We start from the raw sequence: 25,808 nt of genomic DNA, 5'->3' as shown, positions 1-25,808 counted from the left end.
GCGGAAAAATAAAGGGATCGCCAGAGACCTGCGTTCAAGCGAGTTCCTGTTCGAGCGGCATCGTGCGCAGGCGCGTACCGGTCGCCTCGAATAGCGCGGCCGCCACCGCGGGCGCAACAGGCGGCAACGACACCTCGCCGCAGCCCTGCGGAGAGCGTTCGCTATCGACGATCTCGACTTCGATCTTCGGCATCTGTGCGAGATAGAGCAGCGGGTAATCGGCGAAATTCTGCTGCACCACCGCGCCATCCTTGAACGTGATCTCGCTCTTGAAGGTGTTGGTCAGCGCAAAGCCGATCCCGCCTTCCACCATCTCGCGAATCAGCATCGGATTGACGGCCCGGCCGCAATCGATACCGCACACGATGCGTTCGAGTTTTGCCTTGCCGTCCACCATGCGCAACTCGACGATCGTCGCCACATAGGTCGTGAACGCGCCGCCGCGCCCGGTATAGAGGCAATACGCGAGGCCGCGATAAAGACCCGCTGAAGGCTTGCGCGACCAGCCTGCACGCGCAGCGGTGCGTTCGAGCACGCGCACCGCCAGCAGATCGCCGCGCAGCAGCGTGCGCCGATACTCGAGCGGATCGATCCGCGCCGCGTGCGCAAGTTCGTTCACGAAACTCTCCAGAAAGAACACGCTGGACGTGCTGCCCACGCTGCGCATGAAGCTCACGGGAATGTGCTGATCGACGCTCACCGAATCGACCAGCAGGTTCGGCACCGCGTAGCCAAGATCGTAGAGACCGTCGAGCATGGTCTCGTCCCAACCGCCCGCTTTCTCGAAGTAATCGCGCTTGATCGCCCAGTAAAGCGATTGCCCCACCACACGCAGATGCATCGCGCGCGGATAGCCGTCCGCACCCAGCACCGCGCGCATCCGTGCCGAGGCCGCTGGCCGATAGAAACCGTGCGCAATATCGTCTTCGCGCGAGCGGATCACCTTGACCGGACGACCCACGGCTTTCGAGGCGACCGCCGCATGAATCACGAAATCGGGCACGTATTTGCGCCCGAAACTGCCGCCCAGAAACGTTGTGTTCACAATCACTTTTTCGGGCGGCAACTTGAAGATGCTGCCGAGCGTCCAGCGCACCTTGTCTTGCCCCTGGATCGGCCCCCACACCTCGATCTCGTGCTCGCGCACGTGGACGGTCGCGTTCACGGGTTCCATCGTCGCGTGGACGATATAGGGCGTGTGGTAATCGGCTTCGATCACCCGGCCCGCCGATGCAAACTGCGCGGGAGCATCGCCGATACGCGTCGCCACGACGGCCTGCTGCGTCATCAGCGCGGCCTTGTTCTGGGCGCGTATCGTCGCGCTGTCCGCGGGCGGCGCAGTGTCCTGCCATTGCACGTCGAGCGCGTCGGCCGCCTTTTTTGCCTGCCAGTACGTTTTGGCCACGACGATCACGGCGTCCTTCGCCAGCACCACATCGACCACGCCGGGCAGCGCCCGCACGGTATCGCGATTGCGCACCGCCAGCGGCTTACCGTTGAGCGTCGGCGCCATCTTCACGAAGCCCGCGAGCATCTCCGGCACCTTGACGTCGATGCCGAACACCGCGCTGCCATTCACCTTGGCGGGCACGTCGAGCTTATGCAGCGGCTGGCCAATCAGAGTGCGCGCCGATTCGGGCTTCAGGCGCGGCTGCGGATCGAGCGGCAATTGCACGGCATCGGCCAGCAGTTCACCGTAGCCGAACGAGCGGCCAGTTTGCATGTGAATCACGCGCCCGCTCTTTGTCGTGCATTGCGTGGGCCGCACGCCCAGCTTGCGCGCGCCCGCCGCGAGAAACGCTTCGCGCGCCTGTGCGCCCGCCACGCGCAGACGTGCATGGAACATCGTGATCGACATCGACGCGCCCACGAATTGCTGCGGATGTTCGTTGGCCGCGCTGATGCGATAAGCGTCGCGGCCCGTGACGAATTCCACGCTCACGAGGCGCCAGTCGGCGTCCATTTCATCGGCGAGAATCTGCGGCAGACCGGTATAGACGCCCTGCCCGACTTCGGCCTGCGAAAGCCCGATGATGGTGCGGCCGTCCGGGTCCACGCGCACCCAGTCATTGATCTCGCGATACGGCGAGCCGTCCTGCGCGGCCTGCACGTGCTCGCTCAAGGACAGTGGCAAGACGAAACTGCCCGCCAGCGCGAGGCCGGTTTTCAGAAAGGCGCGACGGTCCGCGCGATGCGGCGCGAGCGCGCGCTCAGCGGTCGGCTGCGACATGCACGGCCTCGCGAATACGGTGATAGGTCGCGCAGCGGCACAGGTTCGTCACGCCCTGATCGATCTGCGCATCGGTGGGATGCGGATGCCGCTGCAACAGCGCGGCCACGGCCATCACCATGCCCGACTGGCAATAACCGCATTGCGGCACGTCTTTCGCGATCCACGCGCGTTGCACCGGATGCGAAGTCTCGGGCGCGAGTCCTTCGATCGTGGTGATACGGCGCCCTGCTACCGCCGAAACCGGCAGCACGCACGAGCGCGTGGCCTCGCCTTCCAGATGCACGGTACAAGCGCCGCACGCGCCAATACCGCAGCCGTATTTGGTGCCGGTCAGACCGGCCGTTTCGCGGATCACCCAAAGCAAAGGGGTATCCGGGTCGCCATCGAAATCGAATGGCTGGCCGTTCAGTGTGAATTGCATGAGATGTCTCCTCTCGAATCGCCTGGGCACGCGGCGTTAAAACCACCTGCAATGCCTGGCATTCTTGGCCTGGACAAAAAGCCCGGCAATGGCGTGGAGACCCAAAAAGGTTGCCGATCGTCTCTTTTGAATATTGTGTTGCGAGAGCGGGTTTGACCGGCTTGATTTTCTTTGTACCCCTGTATTTGCTGGATACTTCTCTCTTTGCATGCAACTTTATGGTGTGATAATTGGTTCACATACGATGTTTTGTTTCATGTATGGAATGAAAATGGGATACCTGATGCTGCCGTTTCGTCAAACGTTTGCGCAGCGCGAGCCTCAAAAAAACGCATTCAAGGCAGCCAATCGATATTCAGGTTTCCGCAATAACAGCCGTTAACCAGCGGCAAGTGCAATCGGCCCAAAACCTGCGCGATAAATTGTTTCGTACGATTAATTGAATCGCACGGAAAGCCAGTCGAAAGCCAATATTAAAGCTCGCAATTGAAGCGCCTGTTTAAAGCACCTTTTGGCGAGCCAGAAGATTCGACGGTGCAACGTCGGCCGTCATCAAAAATGCGTCCCCGTTCGGTATAAATCGTCCGCCGGTTTTGTCCTGGCCATTGTCGAGGCACGTTTAGCGCGCTCGCGTGGGGAAGGCATGGGATCGGCCAGGCGCTTCGACTCATTAAAACTAAACAGCAACACACACCGCATGCATCCGCAGAACCAACACCCGACTCCGCCCGCGACTGGCGCAGACCGCATCGATCCGTCTTCGCCTGCCGCCACAACGGCGAAACTCTCGCGCGGACAACGCGCCATGTGGTTTCTGTGGAGCCTCAACCCGGCAGGCGCGGAGTACGGCCTGCCGATGGCGTGGACGATACATAGCGCGCTCGATCTGGACGCGTTTCGCGCTGCCTTGCAGGATCTGGTCGATCGGCATCCGGTGTTGCGCACGACTTACGCGGCGCACGGCGGCGAGCCCGTGCAACTGATTCACGCGCAGGGTCAGGCAGATTTCGCGCATCACGACGCATCGCAATGGGACGCGGCTGCGCTGCATGCACGCCTCGCACAAGAGGCGGATACGGGATTCGATCTGAAGCACGGGCCGGTATTTCGCGCGCGCCTTTTCTCGCGCGCGGCCGACACGCACGTGCTGTTTCTGAATTGCCATCACATTGCCGCGGACACATGGTCGCTCATCGTGATGATGGAGGAACTGGGGCTTTGCTATCGCGCGCGCGTTGAAGGCAAAGCGGCGGATTTGCCTTCGACCGGGCTCGCTTATGTCGATTACGTCGAGTGGCAGCAGAACCTGCTGGCGTCGTCCACTGGCGAGAACCATGCGGCCTACTGGAAGCAGCAACTGCAACGCCCGCCCGTACTCGATCTGCCCACCGACCGGCCGCGTCCGCCCGTGCAGACGCATGTTGGCGCGGGCCATGCGTTCGAACTGGATCGCACGCTCACGCAGCAGATCCGCGCGCTCGCGCGTCAGCACGATGTCACGGTCTACACGGTGCTGATGGCCGCGTTTTACGTGCTGCTCCATCGCTATACCGGACAGGACGATATCGTAGTCGGCTCGCCACGTTTCGGGCGGCCGCCACAAGGTTATGCGCGCACCGTCGGTTACTTCGCGAGCCCCTGCGCGCTGCGCGCGAACGTAAATGGCGAAAGCACTTTCGAAGCGTTTTTGCAGCACGTGCGAGCGGTGCTCGTGGGCGCGAAAGAACATCAGGACTATCCATTTCCGCTGCTGGTGGAACAACTGGGCATTGCGCGCGACGCCAGCCGCAGCCCTGTTTTTCAGGTTTCCTTTACGTATCAGAAGGCCCATCTCGACAATATGCGCGGCGTCGCGGCAGCGCGTATGGGTTTAGGCGGCGCAACGCTCGATCTTGCCGGTTTGCCGCTCGCGTCGTATCCGCTCGAACAGCATGGCGTGAAATTCGATCTGGACTTCGTGGTTGAAGAAGTCGATGGCCGCCTGCGCGCGGTGTGCTGGTACAACACGGCGCTGTGGGACGCGCAAAGCATCGGCTATCTGGTCGATCACTACCGCACCTTGATCGCGGGTGCAGTCGAAGCGCCGCAAACGGCGCTCAGACATCTGCCGATGCTGACCGCACGAGAAAGCACCGATTACGCCGCGTGGAATGCCACCGAAAGCCGCTTTCCGCAATCGCCCGCACACCGGCTCGTCGAAGACTGGGCGCAACGTCAGCCACACGCCGCTGCGCTTGTCTGCGATTCGCAGACTGTCTCCTATGCCGAACTCAATGCGCGCGCCAACCAGCTCGCGCATCATCTGCGCCGTCTCGACCTGAAATCAGGCCAGTTGGTGGGCGTCAGCATGGAACGCGGCCCCGGTCTGGTGATTGCGATTCTCGCGGTGTTGAAAGCAGGCGGCGCCTATCTGCCGCTCGATCCGGGCTATCCCGCAGACCGTCTTGCGTACATGCAGGACGATTCGGGTTTGAATCTGCTGCTGACGGACCGTGGCGCGAATGCCAGCGTGTCCACGGCGAGCGTGCGCCGCCTGTGTGTCGATACGGACGCCGCCGCCATCGCGGACGAATCCACGCACAACCTGGATCTGGCCTCGAAACCAGACGATCTCGCCTACGTGATCTACACCTCCGGTTCGACCGGCCGTCCGAAGGGCGTGATGCTCGAGCATTACGGCCTGTCGAACATGGTGCATACGATGGCCGAGCGCTTCGCCATCGGCATCGAAAGCCGCCTGCTGCAATTCGCATCGGCGAGTTTCGATTCGTCGGTCGCGGAAATTTTCAGCACGCTCTGCGCGGGCGCGGCGCTGTGCCTCGCCTCGAAGGCGGACATGATGCCGGGATCGGCGCTGATCGGCACCATCGCGCGCCTTGCCGTGACGGTCATCACCTTGCCGCCTTCGGTACTCGCGCTGATGCAGCCCGACGATGTGCCGACGCTGCGCACCGTCGCGGCCGCCGGTGAAGCGTGCAGCCTCGACATCGTCAAACGCTGGGCGCCCGGCCGACGCTTTCTCAACGCCTACGGCCCGACCGAAGCCACCGTTTGCGCGACCGTGGCGCCTCTGACTGCGGATTCGCGACGCGTGTCGCTTGGCCGCCCCATCGCGAACACGCGCATCTATTTGCTCGACGCGCAACTGCAGCGCGTGCCGGTGGGCATCGCCGGTGAAATTCATATCGCAGGCGTTGGCCTCGCGCGCGGCTATCTGAACCGCCCCGACCTCACGGCCGAGCGCTTTATCGCCAATCCGTTCGAAGGCGCGCAGGCGCGCATGTATAAAACCGGCGACCTCGCGCGCTTCCTGCCCGACGGCAGCCTCGAATATCTGGGGCGTATCGATCATCAGGTGAAGATTCGCGGCTTTCGCATCGAACTGGGCGAAGTCGAAGCAGTGATCGCCGCTTGCGCCGGCGTTCGCGAAGCGCTGGTGATTGCGCGCGCAACGAATGGCGGCGCGCCTTCGCTGCTCGCCTATGCGATCGCCAGCGAGAAAGACAGCATTAGCGTTGGCGACATCCGCGCCCACGCGCAAGACAAGTTGCCGGAATTCATGCTGCCCTCGGCGATCATGTTGCTGGACGCCTGGCCGCTCACGCCGAACGGCAAAATCGATCGCGCGGCCTTGCCCGATGCCAGCGAACGCGTGACATCGCACAACGTCCTCGCACCGCGCGACACGCTCGAACAGCAGATCGCCGATGTCTGGAAAACCGTGCTGAAACTCGATGTCGTCGGTATCGACGATAACTTCTTCGAAGTGGGCGGCCATTCGCTCGATCTCGTGCGTGTCGAGATCGAACTCGAACAGGTTCTGGGGCGACATGTGCCAACCATGGACCTGTTCCGCTTTCCGAATATCCGCGCGCTGGCCGCGCATCTGCGTGGCGCTCAGGCATCGCCGGCCGATACATCGCCCAACATCCAGCGGCAAGCCGCGCCCAAAGCACCGCCCATACCTGGCAATACTGATCATTCCGATAGCGACATCGCCATCATCGGCATGGCGGGCCGCTTTCCCGGCGCGCAAAACGTGGACGATCTGTGGCGCAATCTGGTCGCGGGCGTCGAATCCGTGCAGGATCTCAGCGATAGCGAACTGCTCGCGGCCGGTGTCGATCCCGCCCTGCTCACCGATCCGCGTTACGTGAAGCGCAAAGGCCTGCTCGACAACGTCGATCAATTCGACGCCGCGTTCTTCGGCTATCCGCCGCGCGAAGCCTTGTTGATGGACCCGCAGCAGCGCCTCTTCCTCGAAACCGGCTGGCAGGCGCTCGAACATGCGGGCTATGCGAACGCCAGCTACGCAGGCCGGATTGGCGTAGTGGGCGGCGTGGGCCGCTCCGCCTATCTGCTGCATTACCTCGATACGCACCCCGAAAGCGCGGCCGAGTTGTTCCAGACCACCATCCTCAACGAGAAAGATTTTCTTTCCACGCGACTGGCGTACAAACTCAATCTGCGCGGCCCGGCGCTGACGGTGCAGACAGCATGCTCGACGTCGCTCGTGGCCGTGCATCTGGCCTGCCAGCAACTCCTGCTCGACGAATGCGAGATCGCGCTGGCCGGCGGCGTGTCGATCGAAATCCCGCACGGCACCGGTTATCTGCATCAGGAAGGCCATATTCTTTCGTCCGATGGCCGTTGCCGTCCGTTCGATAGCCGCGCGCAAGGCACGGTGCGCGGCAGCGGCGGCGCGATTGTCGTGCTCAAACGGCTTGCCGCTGCGCTCGCCGATGGCGATCACGTCTGGGCCGTCATCAAGGGTTCGGCGATCAACAACGACGGCAACGCGAAGGTGGGCTTCACCGCGCCCGCCGCCGACGGCCAGGCCGATGTGATCGATCAGGCGTTGCAGCGCGCGGGCGTCGCGCCGGACAGCATTGGTTTCGTCGAGGCGCACGGCACGGCTACGCCGCTGGGCGACCCGATCGAAGTGCACGCGCTCACGCGCGCGTGGCGCCGTTATACCGGCGAGCGCCAGTTCTGCGCGCTCGGCTCGCTGAAGTCGAACGTCGGTCACCTCGACGCGGCCGCGGGCGTCGCCGGTCTGATCAAGGCCGCGCTCGCGCTGCATCACGGCAAGATTCCGGCGACGCTGCATTTCGAATCCGCCAATCCCAGACTCGAACTGGAAAGCAGCCCTTTCTGGGTCAACAACACGCTCACCGACTGGCCCAGTGCCGCGACGCCGCGCCGCGCGGCCGTCAGTTCGTTCGGTATCGGCGGCACCAATGCGCATGTGATCCTGCAGGAAGCGCCGCCAGCCGCTGCGCGATCGGGCGAACGCGATCAGGCGTTTCAGGTGCTGACCTTGTCGGCGAAATCGGCAAGCGCACTCGATGCGATGACGAACAATCTGGCCAGCTATCTGCGCGATCATCCTGACGCGAGACTCGCCGATATCGCCTGCACGCTGCAACTCGGCCGCACGGATTTCCCGCATCGACGCGTGGTGGTGAGCGACCGTATCGCCGGCGCGCTCGAAGCGCTGACGACGCTGCCCGCCACGCGCAGCAGCACCGGCATGCCCGCACCGGCCGCGCGCATCAACTATCTGTTCCCCGGCCAGGGCCTGCAGCAAGTGAACATGGGCTGCGATCTCTACGAGTCCGAAGCCGTGTTCCGCGATTGCGTCGATCACTGCGCGCGTCTGCTGGAGCCGCTGATGGCGCTCGACATTCGCACGGTGCTGTATCCGCACGCCGATAACACCGATGCCGCACGCGAGCGTTTGATGCAGACGTCCGTGACGCAACCCGCGCTCTTCGTCGTGGAATATGCATTGGTGCAGCAACTGGCGCATTGGGGCGTGCGTCCGCATGCCATGATGGGCCACAGTCTTGGCGAATACGTCGCGGCCTGCGTGGCCGGTGTCATGTCGCTGCCCGACGCGCTGAAGCTGGTCTGCATGCGCGGTCAGTTGATTCAGGCATTGCCCGGCGGTTCGATGCTGGCGGTCGAAGCGTCCGCACAGGAACTGGCGCCGTACCTCACGGGCGCGGTCGATCTTGCCGTTGTCAACGCGGCACGCGCGTGCGTGCTTGCGGGCCCGGCCGAACACATCGACGCCGTGCAAACGACGCTGGAAAACAAGGGCTTGCGTTGCAAACGCGTGGCCACTTCGCACGCGTTTCATTCGGCCATGCTCGACCCGGTGCTCGATCGCTTCATGGCGACGGTGAGCCAGGTCGAACTGCGTGCGCCGCAGATTCCGTACATCACCAACGTCACCGGTACGTGGGTCACGCACGCGCAGGCGACCGATCCCGCGCATTGGGTGCGCCACATGCGTCAGACCGTGCGATTCGCCGAAGGCCTCGACACCTTGCTGCAAACGCCGGATGGGCTGTTTGTCGAAGTGGGTCCGGGCCACACGTTCACGTCCATCATCCGCAGGCACGCCGATAACGCCCATGCACGCGTCGCCACGGCGACGCTTTCGGGCGCTGCGGGATGGTCCGATTGCGGCGCGCTGGCGCTGGCCGTAGGGCGCCTGTGGGTTGCGGGCGTCACGCCGGCTTGGGCGATGCTGCACGAAGGCGCCACGCGCCAGCGTGCTCCGTTGCCGGGTTATCCGTTCGAGCGTCAGCGTTTCTGGCCGCAGGCGCGCAACGTCGTGCGCGCCGCGACTCCGCACGCCGATCAAACCGCAATTGAACCGGCTCAAACTCATTCTGGCGACACATCGACAGTCAGCTCGCACGACACCATCGAAGCGAAACTGGCTGCGATCTTCGCGGAAGTGCTGGGACTGCCCTCGGTAGCGCTCACCGATAACTTCTTCGAACTCGGCGGCAGTTCGCTATCGGCGTTGAGTGTGATCCTGCAGGTGGAACAGGTGCTCGGCCAGAAGCTGCCCACCTCGGCGATGCTCGAAAGCCCCACCGTGGCAACGCTCGCCGCCGCGCTGCGAACGATGCGCGACCCGCGCAGCCAGCAACTCGTGGGCATGCGAACCACGGGCGCGCTGCCGCCGCTGATCTGCATTCATCCGTATGGCGGCCATACGACCAACTACGTCGAACTCACACGCAGCCTAGGCAGCGAACAACCCGTCTACGGTATTCAGGCCGGCGGTTTGCAAGGCGAATCGACGCCGCTGCGCACGATCGAAGCGATGGCGTCCGACTACATCGACCTGATGAAAACGGTGCAGCCGCAAGGCCCGTATCGCTTGATCGGCCATTCGATGGGCGGATGTATCGCGTACGAAATGGCGCAGCAGCTTCAGCAGCGCGGCGAAAGCGTTGCACTGCTGGCCCTGCTCGATTCGCGCGCGCAGAACGCCAGCGTGCAACCGTTGTACCGCAACGGCACCTACGGCAAGATGGCGGCCCGCACATGGCTGAGCGACGAAGCCGTGATGCTCGGCATCCTGATGCCGAAGCTCGCGTTCGATTGGGAAAGCCTGCGCGACGTGCCCACGGACGTGCACTGGCGCCACGTGCTCGAAGCGGCGACGCAACAAGGCCTGCTGCCTGCCGGAACCGGCGAGCGGCAGATCCGGCAGGTGCTGGCCGTGATCGATGCGAATGACGAAGCGCTGCGCACCTATCGCCCCGCGCCTTATTCGGGACGCGTGCTGCTGTGCTGTGGCGAAGACGGTTTCGCGCAGCAGTTCGGCGAACCGGATCTCGGTTGGGGCGTGCTCGCGGCCTCGCTGGATCTCGTGCGCGTGGCGGGCGATCACCACAGCATCATGAGCCGCGAAAACGCTGCAACTATCGCGCAGCATCTGGAACGGCACGCACGACAACGCAGCGCCTGAGCCCACAACATTGCAAGGACGGACTGTGTCCACATCGAAAAAAGTGCGCTTTAGCCGCGACGAACTGACGATCGTCGCGGTGGTGACCGCGTTATTGCTGATCGGCCTGTTGGGCACCGACATTCATCTTTCGTCGTTGCCCGCCATCATGAAAGCGATGCACGCCTCGCAGCAATATGTGCAGGCGTCGATCTCCGTGTTTCTGTTCGGCACGGGGGCAGGTGCATTGGTCTATGGGCCAGTCAGCGATAAATACGGCCGCAAGCCGGTGATCTTGCTGGGCCTGGCCGTGGCGATCGTCGGTAATCTCTGGGCCGTGGCCGCCGCGAAAATCACGGGCTTTCTGCTCGCGCGTTTTATCCAGGGGCTGGGCAGCGGCGTGTGTCTTGCGCTCTCGCGCATCGTGCTGGCCGATATCGTGCAGGGCGAACGCTATGCGATCGCCAGTTCGTATATCACCTTGTTTACCGGCCTTTCCTTCGTGCTGGGTCCGCTGCTGGGGAGTTTCGTGCAGACCTGGTTCGGCTGGCGCGCCAACTTTGTTTTTATGGCGTTATTGCTCGCGGCGATCTTCGCGATATATCTGCGATGCCGCGAAACGAATCAATACAAGAACCGCTCGATTACGGCGCGTGAGGTGTTTGCTTCGTATCGGGTGGTGTTGTCGGACGCGACGTTCGTTTCGTCGACGATGGTGGCCGGTGTCGGCATGACCTGCTTTGTCATGTACACGAGTTCGAGTCCGTTCGTGCTGCAGCAGCAGTTTGGATTGACGGCCACGCAATACGGCGCGGTGAGCGCGCTGGTCGGGATCGGCTTGATCGTCAGCCGTTTGCTATTACCACGGTTGATCGGCCGGTTCGGTATGTTGCCGACCATGCGCGCCGGGCTTGTCATCGCCATGCTGTGCGGCGTGGCGTTGCTGGCGCTTTCGAAGCTGGGTGCGATGAGCGCGCCAGGCTTTCTGCTCAGCGTCGCGGGCGTGTCGTTCAGTTACTCGTTTATCGTGCTTTGCGCCTCGGCGATTTGCATGGATCGCTTTCCCGCGCGGCGCGGGGCGGCCGGTGCCATCTATTGCTGCTCGCAGATGGGGCTGGCGTTCGGCGTGAATAGCCTTGTTTCTTCGGTATCGAACGATGTGGTGACGCTGCTCGGCGTGAGTTATGTCGTGCTGCCTGCGCTGGGTCTGATGCTTTGCGCGAGGCAATCGGCGGCGCGCCGGCGTGAAGCGAAGCAGGCCGGTTACGATCCGTCGCGCGCGCCGACTGCGGAGTAAAAGAGTATGGGAATAAAGGCGTAAAAGCGTAAGAGCGTTAAAGCGCGCCCAGGTTGGACCGGTAGCACGCTACCGGTCTGCCTGCCTTAAAACCGGTGCGAGATCCCCACGCGCAACGCAAGCTGGTTCGCACTGGAGGAAGGGCTCGCATAAAGCAGTTGCGCGACTTGCCCCGCGCCCGTCACGTGCGCGAAATCGGCGCTGACATAAACCGTCGTGCGCTTCGACAGCAGGTAATCGAGCATCGCGTTATACACGTGCCAGCGCCCGCCCAGCCCGACCGAATAGCCGTAATCCGCCGCTGCGATCAGATCGGGAAAGATGTTGTAACTCATGCCGACGTCGACGGTTTGCAGTCGGTCCGTCGCGCCTTCCGTGGTTTCAAAATGCGTGTGCGAATACGACGCCATGACACGCGCCGAACCCAGTTGATACGCCGCGCCCACCGTGGCCGTCGTGAGGTTATGGAGTGCGATTCCGCTATCGGCCGTCGATGCGGTCGATTCTCCAAATGCGTAGGCAAGACCAATGGAAGCCGGGTTGATCGTCGTGCCGTTCAGGTCGGTCAACGACCCGCCCACGGCAAAGGGCCCATTCTGATACTTCAGCTTCACGCTGAATGCGCGGCCCGTGTTGGTCGCAGTGCCGGAGGTCGAGCCGAAGCTATACATCGCGCCGCCCTGAAATCCCATCACCGTGGGGCTGTCGTACTTGATCGAGTTGTTCAGGAATTCGCCGGTAATGCGGTCGTAGTCGCCCGGGTGGTAACCGTAAATCGGCCCCACGATGCCCGCGTATTGCAGCATCTCGTTGGCGAAATCGTTTTGCCGCCCCAGCGTGAGTTTCCCGTAGGTATCGCTTTCGAGGCCGACAAAGCTGTCCTGGCCGAACGCGAGGCCCGAGCTTAGCGCCTTGCCGTTGGTCGACTGAAACGATTGCACCAGCCGGAAGACCGCGCGCAGATCGCCGCCCAGTTCCTCCTTGCCGGAAAGGCCGATGAAGTTTGGCGAATTCACATAGCCATCTTCAATCACGCTCGAATGACCGCCTTGATTGCTGAAATACGTGATACCCGTATCCATCATGCCGAACAAGGTCACGCTCGACTGGGCGTGCGCCGCGTTGACAGTCAATATCGATGCTACAGCCGCGATCGATCGCAATGCGATGTATTTCATCGTGTCTCCAGATTTATTGTGGACTCGTTCTTGCTGGCACGACGACATGCACAGCAAGCCGGTTTGCACGGATTCTAGATGACACCTACCTGGCTGGAGACGTCTTATTTGGCGATACCTGATATCGCAAAACGCGTGCGCTCGATTGAATTAGATTGATTACGTATCTTGTGCGTTATTTCTTTTTATTAATTACAAACCCTTTCTTGCGGGAATATTATTTGCCGCCCGCGCATTCAATACTACATAAGATTAGACGTTTGCCGAAGCCGCACGCGGGCGCACATCGGCACGCAGGGTTTCATCCGTGTGAAACGACATCGTGACGACCAGACCGCCGCCCGGTGCGTTCGAGAGATTCATCGATCCACCGGCACTCGTCGCGAGGCGCTTCACGATCGACAATCCCAGCCCACAACGCGCATGACCGCCGCGCGCAGGGTCGAGCCGGACGAATGGCAACAGCATCGACGCCATATCGTCCTGCGATACCCCTTCACCCTGATCGCTCACGCGCAGAATGAAGCGGCCGCGTTCCCTGCGCGTGGTGATCTCGATGGGCGGCGACCCATGAATAAAGGCATTTTCGACAAGATTCGACAGACTGCGCTCCACCACATTGAGCGGCAGGCGAAAGCCCGCTCCTGCGCAGAGATCGAGTCGCATGAGATCCGGCTCGACATCGCCCATCGTGCGCGCCTCGTCGTTCACGCCGCCATATTCGCGCTGGCAAAACGTATCCACGCTAACCAGCGGCGAAGGTTCGAAGGTACCGCGCGCGAAGTCGAGAAACTGATCGACGATTCTCGACATCGCTTCCGTGTCACGCAAGAACGCGTTGCGATCTTTACGGCTTTCGATCTGATCGGCGCGCACCTGAATGCGTGTGATCGGTGCACGCAAATCGTGTGCTAGTCCACCCAGCATCACTGCGCGTTCTTTTTCCAATTCCGAAAGCGTGGTGACGGTCTGATTGAAGTCTTCCGTCAAATCGCGAATTTCGGTCGGCCCGCGCAACGGCAGTGCAACCGACCGGCCTTGATTGCGAAACAGACGCGATGCATCGGCAAGACGGCGAATAGGCTGTTGCAGATACCACGAAAAAACCAGCGCGGCGATCACGCCAAACGCCAGCATCAGAAACGTCGCGCTCAAATAACGGCTTGCCGGCAACAGGGCCTGCGGTACGACGATGGTGAATGCCGTACCGCTCACGTTGACGAAAATATCGCCGCTGGTGGCAACGCGCACGCTGCTGCCCGCCGGCAAATGTTCGCGCAGCGCTTCTTCAGCGGGAAAGAAACCGCTTGTGTGGCCGGTATGGCCAGCCGCCAGTTTGATATCGGGCACGTAGACCAGGCCCAGATTCGCGGCGACGGTGGGCATCAACGCAGGATCTTCCTCATGCACGGCGGCCACGGTCATGACCGCATGCGCGATGTGCAGCACGTCGAGTTCGCCTCGGTCGCGTTCGATCAGCACCATACTCGTTGCATGCAGCAGGCAGATAAGGCCCACGGTCATCAACGCCAGCCGCACGAAAAGCGTGTTAAGCAATCTTTTCATCGGCGGCCTGCTCGGGTACGAACATATAACCGCGCGTACGCACGGTCTGAATAAGACGCGGTTTGTCGGGATCGATTTCGACGATACGCCTGAGCCGCAGAATCGCGACGTAAATGCTCTTGTTGCGGGCGCTGCCGCCACGCCCTTCCAGTAACTGGCGCAATGCGTCGCCGCTGATGACTTCCATGGGGCGCGACGCCAGACGCGCGAGTATCTGCAGTTCGCCGGGACCGATCTTCACGCGCTCGCCCGCTTTCGTCAGCGCCGGGCGCGAGAGCGTGAGTGCGAAATCGCCGAAGCGGATGCAATCTCCAGCAGGGCCGGTTGGCCGCACGGTCTGCGCCCCGCTATAGCGCAGCACGGCATGAATTCGCGCGAGGAGTTCGCGCGGCAGGAAAGGCTTGGAAACGTAATCGTCCGCGCCCATTTCAAGGCCGATGATCCGTTCGGTTTCATCGGTGAGCGCGGTGAGCAAAATGACGGGCGTGGCGGCGTCGTGCTCGCGCAGACGTTTGAGCGCCGTGAGACCGTCGACGCCCGGCAGCATGAGGTCGAGCACCACGATCGAGGGCCGCAGCGTCTCGATCGTGCTATCCAGATGATCGGCGCAATGCACCGCGGTGAATGCCACGCCGCGCGATGCAAAGAAACTGCCCAGCATATGGCACAGCGCTTCGTCGTCGTCGACAAGCAGAACGTGTAAGCCTGACTTTGTCAGTGGCACGGAATGAAGCATGGAGCGGGCAGGCAATAGCGCGATCAAAAAAGCAGATGATGCGATAAAGCCCGCTACGCTGGCTTACTGATTATTTCCGTAATACACGATGACTGCGCCAGGCGTTGGCGCTTCCCGTCAGTGGCAGGCGACCGCGCAATAGATGCCCGCTACCGTTGCTGTGGCACCCAGCCCCGCCCCGAGCGCGATAGTGCCGATGGTTGAGGCGCAGCCCTGAATGAACACCACGCAGGCCAGTGCGGCAACCGTCATTGCCGAGCGTGCCACGCGGCCGAGTTTGACACCAGAGCGCATCGATTACCCCTTACACAAGCTATTGGAATTTGCGGCGCATTCTGCCATGAAACCTGGCGGACTCGCATGCACTCAATTCGTCAAGTTATTACGAACTATTCCCGCGTAATCGGTGCGTGCGGAGCACGTGGCTGCCCCGTATCTCGACGCAGATCCTGCACCTCAATCAATTCAATCGCATTCCTGATGATTCATTTCATTGCTTAACGTGTTTCAACCACACCATCCCGAGAACGATTCGCCCCTGTTTTAAGCGCTATTTCTCAATGTAGTGAGTCGTTAAATGTGTGCATTGCACCAATCCATTCGACCGACGAACAGGCGAAAAATAGCCGTATTTGTAAGGGAATTTACCGAGTGGTTATAGATTGGAGTTCGTGCCAGTCTATATCCCAGTGCCATTCCCTATGGAGCCAGGCATGCAAACTGAAACGCTCAAGAATGCAAGGGTCGCCGTTTTTCTGAACCGGTCGGCGTTGTGTCTGCTGCTGTTACCAGTTGCCTGCATGACATGGGCACTCAATGTCTATCCACCAAAAGATGCGTTCCTGTTCTGCTTCGTTTTAGGAACGTACTCCTGGTCGTTCGCGGGTGTCCTGTATGTTGTATCCGCAGGATTCCACGTCCGCACCCGCAATCAGCGCCCTGAAGCGGATGCCGGATTTCGCGAGGCTCACGGCCACTAAAGCGCGGGCAACCAGCGCTGGTCTGCTGCAGTTGCACGACGGCAAGCCTCCTGGCAACGGGAGGCTTGTGAGCCGCGCCTGAGCGCCTTGACTGGACCCTTGACTGGACTTGTCGAGCGGTTTGGCTGTGCGGCCGCTTGCGAGCCGGCGTGGTGTTTTTGCGGCAATGCAACAGCCGTTCTGCTGGTGCTGCGAATCTGCGTCGCTCGACGCGCTCGTTCGCCGGAAACGGCGTTCGCGTGAGGCGTATGCGATTGGCGGTTCGTTGCAACCATGAATGCAAATTCACGCATTCATGCTCATGATCGCGCCCTATGCGACGTGACCGATCGATCCTGCGCCGGAAAATCGTCCAATGCTTTTGGGCGCGCACCGCGCTCAAAGCCAGCCGCGCGCAATTAAGCACACTGCGCGAAAACGCCCTGCCGCACTGCGGCATCGTCGATTTCCCCGTTCAGGGCCAACCGACGACCGATTACGACGCTTTTCTTCATGCCGTGCAAACGCATGCAGACGATACGCTTCAATATCTGGCGGTGGGGTTGATCGGGCAGGCTGTTCGCCTTTTCATCATGAAAGGCCTCTCGCTCACTCGCTCGATCAAGGTCTGGCACGCGCCCGACGTCATGGACGCCATCAAAGCGCGGATGAATGAGCGGCGGCCAGACGGCCGCCGCATTGCACGCACTCAGCGCATCTTCGCAACCTTATCCGCCGTGATCGTCGCGGACGGATTGCCGAATTGCGTGGTGACGAAGTTCACGAGCGTCGCCACTTCGCTGTCGCTCAACTCACCCGCGAAGGCAGGCATCGACATATGGCCGTTGTTGGTCTGACGGCTCACGCCATGCAGCACGACCATCGTGAGGTTATCGGCATTCGATGCACCCACGCTGGTGTTATGCATCAGCGAAGGATAAGCGCCCGAATCCTTGCCGCCCACGCCCGTACCTTGCCAGCCGTGGCAGCTTGCGCAATTGGCGTTGAACAGCGTGCGACCGTCGGCGGCCCCGCCTGCGCCCAGCACCGTAAGCGTTTGATTGCGCAGCGCAGTGACGCTCTCGATCGACGAACCCCAGCCAAAGCGCGATTTGGTCGAGCCATCTGCGCCATGCGTCTGCGCGGGCACCGTGCGCAGATACGTCACCATCGACTTCAGATCCTGATCCGAGAGAAAGCGCGTGCTGTTCTCCACCACTTCTGCCATCGGCCCCGCAGCGTTCGCCACGCCAGGCGCCGCGCCATCACGCAGATACGCGATCAACTCGGCATCGCTCCATCCGCCAATACCGGCGATGGGGTCCGGCGTGATGTTATACGCGCTCCAGTTACCGAGTTGCGCGCCGGCAAGCGACTTGCCCGACAGACCTTGCATGAAGTTACGCGGCGTGTGGCACTCCTGACAATGTGCAAGCGCGCCCACCAGATACGCACCGCGATTCCATTCCGCACTCTTCGAAGGATCGGGCTGGAAACGGCCCGAATCGAAATTGAAGAGATTCCAGAACACCATTGCCCAGCGCTGGTTGAACGGGAAACCCAGCGTATTCGCAGGCGCCGCCTTGCCAACCGGCGCGATCGTGCGCAGATACGCGCGAATCGCGAGGATGTCGTCGTCGGTGAGTTGCGTATAGGACGTGTAAGGCATCGCCGGATAAAGGCGTTTGCCGTCCTTCGACTTGCCTTCGCGTACCGCGCCGATGAAATCCGCGTCGCTCAGATTGCCGATGCCATAGGTTTTATCGGGCGTGATATTGGTCGAATAGATCGTGCCGAAGGGCAGATCGAAGGGCACGCCACCCGCATAAGGTTGCGCTTTATTCGACGTGTGGCAGGCAATACAGTCCGCCGCGCGCGCGAGATATTCGCCGCGTTTGACGAGCGCGGCATCGGCGTTCGCATTGGCGGCGTGCGCCAGCGTGCCCGCAAACACGCCGCTCAAGGCGAGCGCGCTGGCCGGCAGCCATTTACGCAGCGCGCCAAAGCGGCGACGCATTGTGTTCTTGTTGATTGTGGTCATCGCAGGCGCCTCAAGCATGTTTCATTTCGTCGATCAGCTTGTCGGCGAGACGCATCGACAACGCGCAAAGCGTCAGCGTGCAATTCACCGTACCCGCGCTCGCCATCGTGCCGCTCGACGCGATGAAGAGATTCTCGTGATCGTGCGAACGCAAATCCTTGTCGACGACCGAATCGCGCGGATCGTCGCCCATGATGAGCGTGCCCATGATGTGATTGTTGTTGAAGTACTTATCGTCAAAACGCACTTCGGTGCCACCGAACAGGTCCGCGATATGGGCGTAATGGCCGCGCGCGACCTTTGCCGCCTTGTTAATGTAATCGTCGATGCGGTAATGCACTTCAGGACGCGCAATGCCCAGCTTGTCCTTGAATTCCGTGCTCGCCGTAATGCGGTTTTCCGGGTCCGGCAGAATATCGAAGAAGCTGTTCACCACGACCCAGCGCGACGCATATTCACGAATCTTCTCGTCGAGTTCCGCGCCGTAGACGCCCTTCGAAATCAGATAATCGGTGACGGCGCGCATCGGCGAATAATTGCCGACGTTCAGTTTCATCGCCGAATATTCCGAGCGGAACGCACCGTCACGCAGATTGTTGATGCACGAAAGACGCATCGGGCCGCGGCCAGGCCACATCGGTTCGGCGGACAGGAAAGTGACCGTCGTGCCCGGGTGATCCATCAGATTGCGGCCCACCTGGTCCGAGCTATTGCCGATACCGTTCTGGAATTTGTCGCTCTTCGAGATCAGCATGAGCTTGGGCGTCTCGATGGCGTTCGAAGCCAGCACGAAGATCTCGCCGGTCACGCGCTGCGTGTTGCCGTCCGGGTCCTTATAGTGCACCGCGACAATACGGCCGCGCTCGTCGTGCTCGATGCGATAGACCACGGCATTGGGCAGCAGACGCGCCTTCGCGGCCTCGGCCTTGCGAATCGCCGTTTCGCCCGTGTATTGCGCTTCGATCGGGCAGATCGGCATGCAGTTGCTATTGCCGCAACAAGCCGGACGACCATCGAACGGCGCGGTATTGCGCGCGGCCGGTTCGGTCACGTGCTTGTAGCCCGCTTTCTCCACGACGTCCTTGAACTTCTGGTCGAAGTCCGAGAGCGGCAGCGGCGGATGCGGATAAGGTTTCGAGCGCGGCGAACCGAGATCCTCGGGACCGCCCACACCCATTTCGACTTCGGCCTCGTAATAATACGGCTCGAGATCGTCATAGCTGATGGGCCAGTCGCGGCCCACGCCATAAAGCGTCTTCAGCTTCATGTCATTGGGCAGCAGTCGCCACGATTGCGCCGACCAATGCCACGTCGTCCCGCCCACCATGCGCAGATAACCGGCCTTGTACTGCTCCGGCCCGCGCTGCACGAGATAATCGTTGCTCGGCGAATACTGCGGATGCGGCGCGTGCTCCGTGGGCGGATACGGCGACTGGAAATCCGACTTAAATGGACTATTCCGGTAATTTTCGACGATGCGCCAGCGCTCGATGCGCGGGCCTGCTTCGAGCATGAGAACGTCGATACCCGCCTTGGCGAGCTTCTGTGCGATCTGACCGGACGCAATGCCGGCGCCGACGATCACGACGTCGGCGGATTGATTCGTTGCCATAGGAATGCGGGGATCAGGAGTGGGACAGCACTGGGGGCTTGGCCCAGTAACCAGGCACGCCGCGCGCGTAGCTCGGCATAACGATGACGTCCGCGATGGGCGGATACATGAGCGCCTGTTCATAGGCGACCGTGCGGGCATGCTTGCCCGTGCCGACCACACCCAGATACCACGCCGTCACCACTTTCTTCGGCAGCTTCGCCAGCGCCGGCTGCGAGGCGTCCAGCACCGATTGCAGCGTGTTTGCAGGGGTATTCGTGCGCGCCACGAAATCGTTGAGTTGCGCGATCGTGGTGCTGGCATTGGCGTCGTCGCCGCGCAACCCTGCAAGAATCGCCCGGCCGATTTCGACGTCGAGCGTGCTCTTGCCGGTCAGATACTGCGAAAGCTTCATGAAAGCAGCGAAGTCTGCGGCGGCGCTTGCATCGGCAGTGGCGGCGGCTTGCGCGTGCGCGACCCCAAGGGCGCCGAGGCCCGCCACGCTAAGCGTCGCGAGCACGGTCGTGCCGATGAGAAATTGCCGCCGCGAAGGCGCGAACGGCTGAGACGGTGGTTGTTGTGAGGACGTCATGGCGTTTCCAGGTTTTGCTCACGGAGCGCCTTGCAGCGCGCCCGCTTGACCAGCAAACTCTGTACTAACTAGTTAAAAACGGCGCCAGTGTACTTGATGTGGCGAATTGGCGCACGCCCGCTTACCAGAAAGCCTAGGTCAAATCTGGAAAACCGCCACTGTGCAGCGCCGGCGCGAGTAGCGCGACCATCGAGTGAAGCAGAAACGGCCGGACGATTTATGTCCGGCAAGGTATGACGACGCTCAAACCATCTCGCGTTTTGACGATACAACACCCTGCCATGCCGGTTAAATGGCGTCTCGCTGAACAGTGCAGAGGAATTCGTTCAAATGGCATACAACGGAAATAGTGCGGCACACTATGCGTTCTTCGCGCATCATGCATACAAAATCTATCGCCACAATTGACAACCCATGAAGCGTATTCTCTCGATACTTGCACTTGGCGCGCTTACCTTGTGTCACAACGCCTTCGCATCGGGCCCAGCCGACACGCCGGATGCACGGGCTGGCGCGTTCTACACGTGGTATCTCAAGACCGGTTCGGATTTGACCTATCCCCTGCTCAAGGCGGGCATCGTCGACTTTGTCGCCAAAGATACGGTCAACAGGTTGCGAAGCGATTATCGGCATAATCGCTTGCCGGAAGATGTCGACTATTTCCTGAAAGTGCAAGACGAAGACGAACAGGACTGGTTAAGCCATATCGCGCCGCATCAGGCCGTTATGCTCGGTGATGTCGCCATTGTTCCCATGACGTTTGGTTCGAAAAGCCAGACCAATGTGGTGGTTTTCATGCGAAGGATCGCGGGCGTCTGGAAAATCACGAAGGTCGATAGCACATTGGACTACCGTTAATCGCTCGTCATCAACTCACAAAAAAAGCCGCGCAAAATCGCGCGGCTTCTAATTGACGCCTATACCAATCAAATCTGGAAAACCGCCACCGTAGAGCGCAAACGCGTCGCCTGCTCGTCGAGCGCCGCCGCGGCGGCCGCCGCCTGTTCCACCAGCGCCGCGTTCTGCTGCGTGACCGTATCCATCTGCGAGACCGCCTGATTCACCTGCTCGATGCCGGTGCTCTGCTCGACCGAAGCCGCCTCGATTTCGCCCATGATGTCGCTCACACGCGTGATCGACTGCACGATCTCCCTCATGCGCTCGCCGGCCACGGCCACCTGCCCCGAGCCCACATCCACGCGCTCCACCGACGAGCCGATCAACGCCTTGATGTCCTTCGCCGCCGAGGCGCTACGCTGCGCGAGCGCCCGCACTTCGCCCGCCACCACCGCAAAGCCGCGCCCTTCATCGCCCGCACGCGCGGCTTCCACTGCCGCGTTCAGCGCCAGAATATTGGTCTGAAACGCAATCCCCTCGATCGTGCCGATAATCTCGCCGATACGATTCGACTCGTTGGCGATACCGCGCATGGTCTCGATCACCTCGTTGACGGCGCTGCCGCCGCGCCCCGTCGCGTCCGAGGCGAGCACCGCAAGCTGACGCGCCTGGCGCGCGTTTTCGGCATTCTGCTTAACGGTGGCGGTCAATTGCTCCATGCTCGCCGCCGTTTCTTCGAGCGAGGCGGCCTGCTCTTCGGTGCGTTGCGACAGATCCGCATTACCCTGGGCAATTTCCGATGAGCCCGTCGCGATCGAATCGCTCGAATACTGAATGCCCTGCACGAGTTCGCTGAGTTTGCCGCGCATTTCGTGAAGCGCATACATGAGGCTCGATCGATCGTCGGCGGCCAGTCGTACGTGCGTATTGAGGTTGCCGGCGGCGATCTGCGCGGCCAGTTCCGCGGCGTCGGCCGGCTCGCCGCCCAGCGCGCGGCGGATGCTGCGCGTCATGAGCCACGCCATCGTGCCCACCGCCGCAAAAATCAGCACGGCAATCGCAATCATCGTGCGCGCGACACGCCAGAACGCGGCATTGATATCGTCGTAGAAAAAGCCGGTGCCGATCCACCAGTTCCAGCCTGGAATGGCCACCACGCCCTGCAGTTTCGGCTCCAGCGGACTATCGGGCGAGCGGTGGATCAGCACGTCCACCAGCGCGATGTGCTCGCGCGACAGCCCTTGTGCGTAAGCCTGCGTGTCGGTGAGATCGCCCATCGTCGTGCGATTGCCCCCCGTTTTCGTGCCGATCAGGCCCGGATTCGGATGCACGAGGTTGATGCTGTCCGTCGTGGTGATCCAGAAATAGCTCTTGCTGTCCGCATTCAACTGGCTGACCGCGGCCTTCGCGGCTGTCTGCGCGGCATCGCGCGAAAGTTTGCCCTGCGCTTCCTGTCCCTGGTAATAGAGCACCAGATGTTCGGCTTTCAGCAGAAGATTGGTGATCTGCTGCTGCCGGCTTTCGACGAGCGACGCCTTGAGCTGCGACAGGGTAATAGCGGCAATGCAGACAACGCCGACCAGCGCGGTGCCGACAAGAACGATCAGCTTGGTTGAGACTTTCATATCGAATCGCAGATAACGGACAGGAAACGGGGGAAAGACGTTAGGCCAGACGGAACAAATTAACCATTTGGTTAATCTATAACGGCAAAGCGGCCGCGTTCTTTAGCGGGTTTCCCAACACACGACTCACCAGCTATTCACCCGGCATCGACTCCGCGCCAGCCGGGCACGTTCGATGCGACATCACGTCGACAGAAACGCTGGTTCACTTCTCGCTCCCCCGTTCCGAGGCCCGTGCATGCCGACCCTCGCCCTGCTCGCCGTGATTGTGCTGACCGTTGCGCTGACGCTAATCGTCGTGCTGGTGATCGCGAATCTCACCAGCGGCGAGAAGAAAATCGAGCACAAGATCGAACGACTGTACGCAAGCGACAATCCGCAATTCGCCCGTTCGATGGGTCTGCTGCTCGGACCGCCGATCATCGGCGGCAACCGGTTTGCGGTGCTCGTGAACGGCGACGAGATTTTTCCGGCCATGCTGGAAGGCATCCGCAACGCCCGGCACAGCATCACCTTCGAGACGTTTATCTACTGGTCCGGCGCGATCGGCGAAAAGGTTGCGCAGGCGCTCTCGGACAAGGCGCGCGCAGGCGTGGCCGTGCATGTGCTGCTCGATTGGGTCGGTTCGTCGAAGATGGATAAGCGCTATCTGCGCATGCTGCGCGAGGCGGGCGCGGAAGTGGTTCAGTATCACAAGCCGCACTGGACCGGCCTTGGCCGCATGAACGATCGTACGCACCGCAAATTGCTGGTGATCGACGGCAAGCTGGGTTTCACCGGCGGCGTGGGTATTGCCGAAGAATGGACCGGCCACGCGCAGGACGAAAAGCATTGGCGCGATACGCATTTTCGTATCGAAGGTCCGGCCGTCGGCCATATGCAGGCGGTCTTCATGGACAACTGGGTCAAGGCTACCGGCAATGTCTTACACGGCCCGCAATATTTCCCGCAGATCGACGCCGCCGGCGATGGCTTCGCGCACATGTTCAGCAGTTCGCCCTCGGGCGGCAGCGACGACATGCAACTCATGTATCTCATGGCCATTACGGCCGCGACGCACTCCATTCATCTCGCGAGCGCCTATTTCGTGCCCGACAAACTGACGATCAACGCCATCGTCGAAGCCGCCAAACGCGGGGTGAAAGTGCAGATCATCACACCGGGCCAACGTATCGACACGCATACCGTGCGCGAAGCATCGCGTGCTTGCTGGGGCGATCTGCTTGCAGCCGGCGTGCAAATGTACGAGTATCAACCGACGATGTTCCATTGCAAGCTGATGGTGGTCGACGAATATCTGGTGTCGGTGGGTTCGACGAATTTCGACAGCCGTTCATTCAAACTCAACGACGAAGCCAATCTCAACATTTACGATCGCGATTTCGCGCGCGAGCAAACGGCGCTATTCGACCAGGACATCGGCCACGCAAAACGCATCACGCTTGAAGACTGGCGCCGCCGTTCGCCTGCGGAAAAGCTGCTGGAACGCGCGGTTGCGCTGCTTGACTCGCAGCTCTGAGGCTGTGAGGTTCCGGCTGTGATCCGGCGGCGGTCGCGGGCCTGAAAAATGCTGGACGCCATCGAATAATGGCTGTGCAACAATGCCGGAAGAACGTCTGGACGGATGCCGTGTAATCCTCCCGCAAGGTCAAGGTATGTCTGAGTTGCACAACAAGCCGCATAAAATCGTAAAGCACCCTGCCGTTGGCGTCGCTGTCGTTGCGCGCGACGACCGTGGAGCCTGCATTGTCATTTCGGGCAACCCATCGTTCTTCGAGCAGATTCAAGCAGTCATTCGGCCTTTGCCTGTAGCCGTCGATACGCTATTGGCCGATACCAGATGGGATCAGTGCCGGAATGAGTTTGGCGAAGCGCTGCGCATGGTTTTTTCGGCTGCGAATGAATCCAGCCGCACGGAACCGGTCTGCATCCGCAATCACGCATTGCGCATCACACTCACGCCGTTCCAATTCGCCAACGATGGCCGGACGGTCACTGAAGTGCTCGTCACAACAGAAACTACCGCCGCGCAACCCGAATCGACGCATCAACAAACGATTAACGCTTCGCGCTATCGCGCCGTAGTCGACTCTGCCTATGACGCGATCGTCACCATCGATCAGCAGCACTGCATCACGTTATTCAATCGCGCGGCAGAAAATCTATTCGGCTATTCCTCCGCCGAGATAATCGGCAAACGCATCGAGACCTTGCTGCCGGAACAGTTCCGCGCCAACCATTCCAATAATGTGCGCAAGTTCGCCGATTCGCCCCTCATGGAAATGCGCGCCATGACGCCGCCGCGTATGGACGAAAGCAATAGCGTGTACGGGCGCCATCGCAACGGCTCGATTATTCCGGTGGAGATCGCCATTTCGCGTATCGACGTCGATGGCGAAACTGAATTCACTGCGGTGGTACGCGACATTACCGATCGCGCGCAATTGCTGGACCGCCTGAAGAAACAGGCCGTCACCGATCCGCTCACCGGTTTGCCGAATCGCCGCGAATGTCTGGAGTTTGTTGCCCGCATGCTGGGCACGTCGGATGCCTTTTCGATGTTTATTCTCGACATCGATTATTTCAAGGAAATCAACGATACCTACGGACACCCGGTTGGCGACGAAGTGCTGTGCGTACTGGCGAAAGTCGGCATGAGCGTGACCAATGAGCCGATTCTTTTCGCACGCTGGGGCGGCGAGGAATTTGTCGCGGCGCTGCCCGGCGCGGATGCCACGCGCGCCTATACGGTGGCGCAAACATTGCGGCAGCGCATCGAAGCGCAGGATTTCGAACACACCTGGCTGCTCAAACCCATTCCGTTTTCCGTGAGCATCGGCGTGGTCACGCGCGAGCCCAATGAGCACGATATCGAAGCGTTGATCAAACGTGCCGATCGCGCGCTCTATCGCGCCAAGAAAGCGGGCCGCAATCGCGTTGAGGCGGCTTGAAAAAGCAGCGTGCACGCACTTCCGG

16 protein-coding genes and 1 pseudogene are annotated in these 25,808 nt (G+C 61.1%); 7 read left to right on the top strand and 10 right to left on the bottom strand.

What is annotated here, in order from left to right:
* Positions 1-34: 34 nt before the first annotated feature.
* Together U5A67_RS16940 and U5A67_RS16935 are read right to left on the bottom strand one after the other, a co-directional pair.
* Entirely contained in the window at positions 35-2,230 is a 2,196-nt protein-coding gene (locus tag U5A67_RS16940; RefSeq protein WP_321815286.1) for a xanthine dehydrogenase family protein molybdopterin-binding subunit, read from the bottom strand.
* Positions 2,211-2,654 (bottom strand): (2Fe-2S)-binding protein, encoded by a 444-nt coding sequence (locus U5A67_RS16935; RefSeq protein ID WP_321815287.1) that lies wholly within the window; start codon positions 2,652-2,654, stop codon positions 2,211-2,213. Before U5A67_RS16935 ends, U5A67_RS16940 begins: the two co-directional genes overlap by 20 nt.
* 643 nt (positions 2,655-3,297) lie before the next feature.
* On the opposite strand from U5A67_RS16935, the gene U5A67_RS16930 reads away from it, so the two are divergent.
* Both U5A67_RS16930 and U5A67_RS16925 read left to right on the top strand, forming a co-directional pair.
* Positions 3,298-10,431, top strand: a complete 7,134-nt coding sequence (locus U5A67_RS16930; RefSeq protein WP_321959724.1) for a non-ribosomal peptide synthetase/type I polyketide synthase — start codon at positions 3,298-3,300, stop codon at positions 10,429-10,431.
* Between the two features lie 25 nt (positions 10,432-10,456).
* The gene (locus tag U5A67_RS16925; protein ID WP_321815289.1) at positions 10,457-11,707 is read left to right on the top strand and encodes a multidrug effflux MFS transporter; all 1,251 of its coding nucleotides are present in this window, start codon (positions 10,457-10,459) and stop codon (positions 11,705-11,707) included.
* An 86-nt stretch (positions 11,708-11,793) separates the two neighbouring features.
* Here U5A67_RS16925 and U5A67_RS16920 read toward each other — a convergent pair whose 3' ends face one another.
* The 4 genes from U5A67_RS16920 to U5A67_RS16905 all read right to left on the bottom strand — a co-directional run bounded on the left by U5A67_RS16920 (position 11,794) and on the right by U5A67_RS16905 (position 15,481).
* Positions 11,794-12,885: a porin gene (locus U5A67_RS16920; protein ID WP_321815290.1), complete on the bottom strand. Its 1,092-nt coding sequence runs from the start codon at positions 12,883-12,885 to the stop codon at positions 11,794-11,796.
* Between the two features lie 252 nt (positions 12,886-13,137).
* Positions 13,138-14,451 (bottom strand): ATP-binding protein, encoded by a 1,314-nt coding sequence (locus tag U5A67_RS16915; protein WP_321815291.1) that lies wholly within the window; start codon positions 14,449-14,451, stop codon positions 13,138-13,140.
* Positions 14,435-15,175, bottom strand: coding sequence for a response regulator (locus U5A67_RS16910; protein ID WP_321815292.1), 741 nt, complete (start codon positions 15,173-15,175; stop codon positions 14,435-14,437). The genes U5A67_RS16915 and U5A67_RS16910 overlap by 17 nt, the downstream gene beginning before the upstream one ends.
* Positions 15,176-15,304: 129 nt before the next feature.
* The gene (locus tag U5A67_RS16905) at positions 15,305-15,481 is read right to left on the bottom strand and encodes a hypothetical protein (RefSeq protein WP_205985920.1); all 177 of its coding nucleotides are present in this window, start codon (positions 15,479-15,481) and stop codon (positions 15,305-15,307) included.
* A 419-nt stretch (positions 15,482-15,900) separates the two neighbouring features.
* Here U5A67_RS16905 and U5A67_RS16900 point away from each other — a divergent pair, with 419 nt between their 5' ends.
* Together U5A67_RS16900 and U5A67_RS16895 are read left to right on the top strand one after the other, a co-directional pair.
* Entirely contained in the window at positions 15,901-16,167 is a 267-nt protein-coding gene (locus U5A67_RS16900) for a hypothetical protein (RefSeq protein WP_205985921.1), read from the top strand.
* A gap of 314 nt (positions 16,168-16,481) precedes the next feature.
* A pseudogene (locus tag U5A67_RS16895) lies at positions 16,482-16,718 on the top strand (DUF2000 family protein); the annotation flags it as partial.
* Between the two features lie 137 nt (positions 16,719-16,855).
* Here U5A67_RS16895 and U5A67_RS16890 read toward each other — a convergent pair.
* The 3 genes from U5A67_RS16890 to U5A67_RS16880 are packed head-to-tail and all read right to left on the bottom strand — an operon-like array spanning position 16,856 to position 20,370.
* A complete protein-coding gene (locus U5A67_RS16890) occupies positions 16,856-18,187 on the bottom strand; it encodes a cytochrome c (RefSeq protein ID WP_321815293.1) in 1,332 nt (443 codons plus the stop codon).
* Between the two features lie 10 nt (positions 18,188-18,197).
* A complete protein-coding gene (locus tag U5A67_RS16885) occupies positions 18,198-19,799 on the bottom strand; it encodes a GMC family oxidoreductase (protein WP_321815294.1) in 1,602 nt (533 codons plus the stop codon).
* A 13-nt stretch (positions 19,800-19,812) separates the two neighbouring features.
* Positions 19,813-20,370 (bottom strand): sugar dehydrogenase complex small subunit, encoded by a 558-nt coding sequence (locus tag U5A67_RS16880; protein ID WP_321815295.1) that lies wholly within the window; start codon positions 20,368-20,370, stop codon positions 19,813-19,815.
* A gap of 414 nt (positions 20,371-20,784) precedes the next feature.
* On the opposite strand from U5A67_RS16880, the gene U5A67_RS16875 reads away from it, so the two are divergent.
* Positions 20,785-21,228 (top strand): DUF3828 domain-containing protein, encoded by a 444-nt coding sequence (locus U5A67_RS16875; protein WP_321815296.1) that lies wholly within the window; start codon positions 20,785-20,787, stop codon positions 21,226-21,228.
* Between the two features lie 68 nt (positions 21,229-21,296).
* Here U5A67_RS16875 and U5A67_RS16870 read toward each other — a convergent pair whose 3' ends face one another.
* A complete protein-coding gene (locus tag U5A67_RS16870) occupies positions 21,297-22,832 on the bottom strand; it encodes a methyl-accepting chemotaxis protein (RefSeq protein WP_205985925.1) in 1,536 nt (511 codons plus the stop codon).
* Positions 22,833-23,070: 238 nt separating this feature from the next.
* Here U5A67_RS16870 and cls point away from each other — a divergent pair, with 238 nt between their 5' ends.
* Together cls and U5A67_RS16860 are read left to right on the top strand one after the other, a co-directional pair.
* A complete protein-coding gene (gene cls / locus U5A67_RS16865; RefSeq protein ID WP_205985926.1) occupies positions 23,071-24,351 on the top strand; it encodes a cardiolipin synthase in 1,281 nt (426 codons plus the stop codon).
* A 361-nt stretch (positions 24,352-24,712) separates the two neighbouring features.
* Entirely contained in the window at positions 24,713-25,783 is a 1,071-nt protein-coding gene (locus tag U5A67_RS16860) for a diguanylate cyclase (protein WP_321959723.1), read from the top strand.
* Positions 25,784-25,808: the final 25 nt, after the last annotated feature.

This window comes from Paraburkholderia sp. J69-1, from assembly GCF_905220255.1.
In the GTDB taxonomy this organism is placed as follows: domain Bacteria; phylum Pseudomonadota; class Gammaproteobacteria; order Burkholderiales; family Burkholderiaceae; genus Paraburkholderia.
Note: the sequence above shows the minus strand (reverse complement) of the source record. Positions and strands in the feature narration are given on the sequence as shown.

Bases quoted from the DNA above. Each gene is read 5' to 3' on its own strand.
- U5A67_RS16940 (WP_321815286.1), bottom strand. From the start codon at position 2,230: ATGTCGCAGCCGACCGCTGAGCGCGCGCTCGCGCCGCATCGCGCGGAC.
- U5A67_RS16935 (WP_321815287.1), bottom strand. From the start codon at position 2,654: ATGCAATTCACACTGAACGGCCAGCCATTCGATTTCGATGGCGACCCG.
- U5A67_RS16930 (WP_321959724.1), top strand. From the start codon at position 3,298: ATGGGATCGGCCAGGCGCTTCGACTCATTAAAACTAAACAGCAACACA.
- U5A67_RS16920 (WP_321815290.1), bottom strand. From the start codon at position 12,885: ATGAAATACATCGCATTGCGATCGATCGCGGCTGTAGCATCGATATTG.
- U5A67_RS16915 (WP_321815291.1), bottom strand. From the start codon at position 14,451: ATGAAAAGATTGCTTAACACGCTTTTCGTGCGGCTGGCGTTGATGACC.
- U5A67_RS16905 (WP_205985920.1), bottom strand. From the start codon at position 15,481: ATGCGCTCTGGTGTCAAACTCGGCCGCGTGGCACGCTCGGCAATGACG.
- U5A67_RS16900 (WP_205985921.1), top strand. From the start codon at position 15,901: ATGCAAACTGAAACGCTCAAGAATGCAAGGGTCGCCGTTTTTCTGAAC.
- U5A67_RS16890 (WP_321815293.1), bottom strand. From the start codon at position 18,187: ATGACCACAATCAACAAGAACACAATGCGTCGCCGCTTTGGCGCGCTG.
- U5A67_RS16885 (WP_321815294.1), bottom strand. From the start codon at position 19,799: ATGGCAACGAATCAATCCGCCGACGTCGTGATCGTCGGCGCCGGCATT.
- U5A67_RS16880 (WP_321815295.1), bottom strand. From the start codon at position 20,370: ATGACGTCCTCACAACAACCACCGTCTCAGCCGTTCGCGCCTTCGCGG.
- U5A67_RS16875 (WP_321815296.1), top strand. From the start codon at position 20,785: ATGAAGCGTATTCTCTCGATACTTGCACTTGGCGCGCTTACCTTGTGT.
- U5A67_RS16870 (WP_205985925.1), bottom strand. From the start codon at position 22,832: ATGAAAGTCTCAACCAAGCTGATCGTTCTTGTCGGCACCGCGCTGGTC.
- cls (WP_205985926.1), top strand. From the start codon at position 23,071: ATGCCGACCCTCGCCCTGCTCGCCGTGATTGTGCTGACCGTTGCGCTG.
- U5A67_RS16860 (WP_321959723.1), top strand. From the start codon at position 24,713: ATGGTTTTTTCGGCTGCGAATGAATCCAGCCGCACGGAACCGGTCTGC.